Origin of the sequence: uncultured Aquimarina sp. (genome assembly GCF_947492115.1) — a bacterium.
Classification (GTDB): Bacteria; Bacteroidota; Bacteroidia; order Flavobacteriales; family Flavobacteriaceae; genus Aquimarina.
This window is the reverse complement of record NZ_CANLMM010000025.1, coordinates 1-4,162: the sequence shown is the minus strand read 5'-3', so window position 1 is coordinate 4,162 and position 4,162 is coordinate 1. Positions and strand designations below refer to the sequence as shown.

The following is a 4,162-nucleotide window of genomic DNA, read 5'->3' as shown; positions in this document are numbered from 1 at the left end:
TAATTTTGACTGGAATAAAAAATTAAAATAAAAACAGCACATAACATTGTGTATGGTCAATACTACTCTACGAGCAGAACTACCCATACACTAACGTTATGTTCAATTACAAAAATGAACGAAGAAGAAATTATAGAAATAAAAATGTATGTTCCTGATGAAGCTTCAACGGCAAATTATGACGTAATCAAAGTTTCTGACCATAGATACAAACTGACGAATAATGATCCTTTTAATGAAATATTGACATACGGAACTATTATAGAAGTTCTTCCTGAGAAGAAAAAACGAGATGGGGAAGAAATATTTGTTTTTAAAGAGGTCTATGCTGAATCAGAATACAATCTTGAGGTTATTGGTTTACCGATGTCATTAAGCGAAACTGAAATGAGAGCTGTTGGACAAATGATAATAGATGAAGGAGGGTACTGGGAAGTTATTTTTGGAGGAATGGGTTGTGTTAATTTACCAAAAAACTCAAAACTAAACGTCATTGAAGAACTGAATAAGTTGATAAAAGCAAAAAAAGAACTCAAAAAATGACTAAGTCTGTATTGATATTAGACTTGGATGGAGTTCTGATAACAACTCCTATATGGAAGGCTGATGAAATTGATTCTGATGGTTATTCTAAATTTAACAAACATTGTGTAAATAACTTGAACGAGCTTTTATCTAAATGGGAATTTGAAGTTTGGTTAAGTTCAACACGCAGAACAGTAAAAACATTAGTAGAATTTAATCATATTTTCAGAAATCGAAATATTAAAACTCAAATTGGTGGTTTCTTACCTGAATATGATAATTGCAAGACCAGAAAAGATGAAATAACAAGATTTATCGAGGATTTTAAGATTTCTGATTTCTTGATTATTGATGATGATAAATCGCTGAATGGATTGGAAGAAAAGTATCAGCAAAAATTAATCTTAACTGAATTGCAAAAGGGATTTGATATAGAAAAATTGGAACTTGCAATTGAAAAAATAAAAAGAACATAACAGGTTGTATATTGCATATGCTGCCTTCGGCTAGCAAACGCAACATACAAGAGACGTTATCTGTAATTGCTGAATTTGAATAAAAAACCGTAAAATAATCAATGTCTAATCAGAGTTCCAAAATCCTTTATAAAAGTAAATTATCAACCTTTAATTTGATTTTGATGATATTTGGAAGTTTATTTTTGATCGGAATTGGAATTAAATTTCTTTTAGACACCCAAGAATCCGGAATCAACTGGGCTATTGTTTTTCCATTAGGATTCATATTTCTTGGAGGTTTGATTGCATCGAATACGCTAATTCTTTGTTCAGTAGCTATTACGAAAGATTTTCTAATTCTAAATTATCCATTGATCGGACGAAAGAAAAGTATTGAATGGAAATCAATTTCGGACGCAGGTATGAGATTCATAACGACCAAAAGTAGCGGTAGTGATTATTCTTTTAGAACTGGAAAAGAAATCAGACTGTTTTCGAATGGAAAAAATCATAGAATTACAACGTTTACAATAAAAGACCCTGAAAAGCTTATTCTTGAATTGAAAAAAAGACTGGATAGCAGCCTTAAAACCAAAATGAAAAAAGAGTATAAAGAAACTGAACGTGAATTTTGGAAAGGTGAAAATGATTATCGGAATTGGATGATGAAAATTGTTCTTCCAATTTGTTTGATAATTTTAGCTTTATTATGGATATTAAAGAAATAAAAAAACAGATAACATTATGTATAGTGTATATGCACCCTTCGTGATGCAAACACACCATACATTAAACGTTATCCGTGCATTTTAGGAATCTGAAAAGTAGAACGAAAGCAACGAACGGTTAACCACCCAATGACCTGAGTATTTTTGTGATAGTTAAGGATAAATCGAGGAAAAAGCGATAAGAAAAAACCAAAATTGAGGAAGATTACGGAGAAGTAACGTGCTAAAAAATCGCTTTTTTGGCTGATCAACTTCTGACAAAAAAAAGTTCAGGTTCATTTGGTAAGGTCTGTCCCCTACTCGATGATTGCAAGGTGATCTCAAGAAAAGAAAAAATAAAAATTGACGGAGTAATAACGCAAGTAATATCACCTTGCATGGCTAGTCTAGTAAGGTTAGTGACTGAAAAAAATAAACGCACGATAACAAGATATATGTGCCATAGCAGCAAAGTGATCAATCGATTGGTTGTTGTATTTTTGGTAAGGCGCAATGCTTGCAGAAAGTAAAAGTTAGCAATCAATGCGCAGGAAAATCAAAAAGCAAGGTAACATTTTGCCCTGCTACGACACATATATTAAACGTTGTATACAAGAAAAAAATGACGAAATATATTTATATTTTCATACTATCACTTAGTTTCCTTTCTTGTAATAGTAAATTAGAAAAGGAATTAGAATATATATACACTGCTTCGGCCGAAACAGAAAATGACACTTTACAAATAGATTCTTTTAAAATACTGAGTACTAAAAAAGTTGATTTTAGCTACTTTCAAAATATCGGAATAAACAATTTAAAATACGTAATAAGTTTAAATCAATTAATTATTGAAAAGGAAAAGCAAAGAATCACTTTACTCGAAAAAAATATTGCTAACCGGAACAAACTAATCAAATTAAATAAAAACAAAAAAAATGAATATTTAATTCAAATAGAATATGATCAACGGCGATTAGAAGAATCTAAACTTAAACTTGATAACGCGAAATACGAAAATAATTTAACACATCAAAAAATCGTATTAATCAGAGCTGGGGTAAATCAGAAAAAAGGGAATGAATTTGAATTAGTAAAGTTTGTGTTCAGTGGAAAAATAAACTCCAAAAGCAGAATTGATACTATGGAATTAATGATAAGTAAAGAATTTGGAAATAAATTTATTAAAAATAATATGTTTTCAGATTATAAAGGAAAATAATCCAGTATACAACAACATATATGTGATCATAGCAGCTAAGCTATTAGTTGTATGGTCTATGTAATTTTGGTAAGGCGCAATGCCTGCAAAAAGTAAAAGTTAGCAACCAATAAGCAGAAAAATCGAAAAGCAAGGTAACAATTTGCGCTGCTACGACACATATATAAAACGTTGTACACCATTATGAAGAACCTCCCAGCACTCATAATAACCTTTTCAATTTTTGGTATTTCTTTCGCTCAAAAAAGCGAATCTGAATTATTGGAAAATTATGACTTCTATGTTGAAAAAAACATAGAAATGGGAAAATGGAGTACTAAATATTACCTCACAAATGGACTTGTTTCAGTCCAAGAAAATTATTGGAAAAATGAACTTCGAAGCCGAAAGGAATTTAAATATGACAAGTATGGAAACGTAGAACGTGAAACAAACACCTTTGACATCAACGAGGGACAGATAAACGATATTTCAAATCTTAAATTGGAATATGATGCCACATTGCTTGTAAGAAAGGAATTTGATTTTGGAATGACAGAAAAATATTCTGACTTCAACAAGTTAGGAAAACCCAAACTCATTGAAAGAATGGAGGAACCTGATATCAAAGCGTGGCCTTACAAAGAACTGATAGAATATGATAAAAATGGAAATGTTATTCAATCAATAGAATTCGGTATTTACGAAGATTTGAACGGAAAAATTATCAACGAAAAGGCCACAACAAATTATAAATACGACGACCGAAATAATTTGATTGAAATTCACAGGGAATATGAACCGAAGCGAGAATTTCCAATCCCAATCACAGGAGGACCATTTTTGTATGAGTATGAATATTTTAGATATAAATACAACAAGAATGGACTTTGGACTAAAAAGTATAAAACAGTAAACGGAAAGGAATATCTTGTTGCTAAAAGAAAATATAAATAACGGTGTACAACAGTTTGTATATTGCATATGCCGACTTCGGCAGGCAAACGCAACATACAAGAGACGTTACAGCACATATGACTATAAAACGGACATTCTTAATTATTTCAATAATTCTAGCCTCGTTTAGTTGCAATAAAAAACAAACGGAATTAGAATTTGAACAAGCTGTTTTATATGAAGTTTTCCCACAATTAGTAGACTCTTTAAATTTTGCCATTAGACTCTCCCCGCCTTCACCTCCAATGCCAATTTTTGACAAAAATCAAAACCTTATTGGAACGGATACAACTGGAATGGCAAAAAAACAAGTT

The 4,162-nt window shown here is 31.0% G+C and carries 5 protein-coding genes and 1 pseudogene; all 6 read left to right on the top strand.

The annotated features are described in order from the left end of the window. Nucleotides 1-114: 114 nt before the first annotated feature. A complete protein-coding gene (locus Q1A73_RS24250) occupies nt 115-543 on the top strand; it encodes a hypothetical protein (protein ID WP_299611340.1) in 429 nt (142 codons plus the stop codon). Then, nucleotides 540-1,001 carry an HAD domain-containing protein gene (locus Q1A73_RS24245; RefSeq protein ID WP_299611337.1) on the top strand — a complete coding sequence of 154 codons (462 nt, stop codon included), beginning with the start codon at nt 540-542 and terminating at the stop codon, nt 999-1,001. Before Q1A73_RS24250 ends, Q1A73_RS24245 begins: the two co-directional genes overlap by 4 nt. 164 nt (nt 1,002-1,165) lie before the next feature. Next, entirely contained in the window at nt 1,166-1,711 is a 546-nt protein-coding gene (locus Q1A73_RS24240) for a hypothetical protein (protein ID WP_299611334.1), read from the top strand. A 601-nt stretch (nt 1,712-2,312) separates the two neighbouring features. After that, nucleotides 2,313-2,912, top strand: a complete 600-nt coding sequence (locus tag Q1A73_RS24235; RefSeq protein ID WP_299611331.1) for a hypothetical protein — start codon at nt 2,313-2,315, stop codon at nt 2,910-2,912. A 183-nt stretch (nt 2,913-3,095) separates the two neighbouring features. Further along, nucleotides 3,096-3,848 (top strand): hypothetical protein, encoded by a 753-nt coding sequence (locus tag Q1A73_RS24230; protein WP_299611328.1) that lies wholly within the window; start codon nt 3,096-3,098, stop codon nt 3,846-3,848. Between the two features lie 2 nt (nt 3,849-3,850). Then, nucleotides 3,851-4,162, top strand: a pseudogene (locus Q1A73_RS24225) (hypothetical protein); the annotation flags it as partial.